Source organism: Streptomyces sp. NPDC040610 (genome assembly GCF_055594065.1).
This window is the reverse complement of the sequence record NZ_JBVIXA010000031.1, coordinates 1-1,448: the sequence shown is the minus strand read 5'-3', so window position 1 is coordinate 1,448 and position 1,448 is coordinate 1. Positions and strand designations below refer to the sequence as shown.

General features: G+C 55.8%; 1 rRNA gene (running past one end of the window). It reads left to right on the top strand.

The annotated features are described in order from the left end of the window. Positions 1 to 1,415 (top strand): 23S ribosomal RNA (locus tag ACZ6AA_RS40830); it begins 1,807 nt to the left of the window's first position. The last annotated feature ends 33 nt before the right edge of the window (positions 1,416 to 1,448 follow it).

Below are 1,448 nucleotides of genomic sequence, written 5' to 3'. Positions count from 1 at the left end.
GCAAATCCGGATGACATTAAGGGTGAGACCTGATGCCGAGCCGATTGTGGTGAAGTGGATGATCCTATGCTGTCGAGAAAAGCCTCTAGCGAGTTTCATGGCGGCCCGTACCCTAAACCGACTCAGGTGGTCAGGTAGAGAATACCGAGGCGTTCGGGTGAACTATGGTTAAGGAACTCGGCAAAATGCCCCCGTAACTTCGGGAGAAGGGGGGCCATTTCCGGTGATAGCACTTGCTGCTTGAGCTGGGGGTGGCCGCAGAGACCAGCGAGAAGCGACTGTTTACTAAAAACACAGGTCCGTGCGAAGCCGTAAGGCGATGTATACGGACTGACGCCTGCCCGGTGCTGGAACGTTAAGGGGACCGGTTAGTCACTCTTCGGGGTGGCGAAGCTGAGAACTTAAGCGCCAGTAAACGGCGGTGGTAACTATAACCATCCTAAGGTAGCGAAATTCCTTGTCGGGTAAGTTCCGACCTGCACGAATGGCGTAACGACTTCTCGACTGTCTCAACCATAGGCCCGGTGAAATTGCACTACGAGTAAAGATGCTCGTTTCGCGCAGCAGGACGGAAAGACCCCGGGACCTTTACTACAGTTTGATATTGGTGTTCGGTTCGGCTTGTGTAGGATAGGTGGGAGACTGTGAAGCGGGCACGCCAGTGTTCGTGGAGTCGTCGTTGAAATACCACTCTGGTCGTGCTGGATGTCTAACCTGGGTCCGTGATCCGGATCAGGGACAGTGTCTGATGGGTAGTTTAACTGGGGCGGTTGCCTCCCAAAGGGTAACGGAGGCGCCCAAAGGTTCCCTCAGCCTGGTTGGTAATCAGGTGTTGAGTGTAAGTGCACAAGGGAGCTTGACTGTGAGACTGACGGGTCGAGCAGGGACGAAAGTCGGGACTAGTGATCCGGCGGTGGCTTGTGGAAGCGCCGTCGCTCAACGGATAAAAGGTACCCCGGGGATAACAGGCTGATCTTCCCCAAGAGTCCATATCGACGGGATGGTTTGGCACCTCGATGTCGGCTCGTCGCATCCTGGGGCTGGAGTCGGTCCCAAGGGTTGGGCTGTTCGCCCATTAAAGCGGTACGCGAGCTGGGTTTAGAACGTCGTGAGACAGTTCGGTCCCTATCCGCTGTGCGCGTAGGAGTCTTGAGAAGGGCTGTCCCTAGTACGAGAGGACCGGGACGGACGAACCTCTGGTGTGCCAGTTGTTCTGCCAAGGGCATGGCTGGTTGGCTACGTTCGGAAAGGATAACCGCTGAAAGCATCTAAGCGGGAAGCCTGCTTCGAGATGAGGACTCCCACCCCCTTTGAGGGGTTAAGGCTCCCAGTAGACGACTGGGTTGATAGGCCAGATATGGAAGCCCTGTAAGGGGTGGAGTTGACTGGTACTAATAGGCCGAGGGCTTGTCCTCAGTTGCTCGCGTCCACTGTGTTGGTTCTGAAAC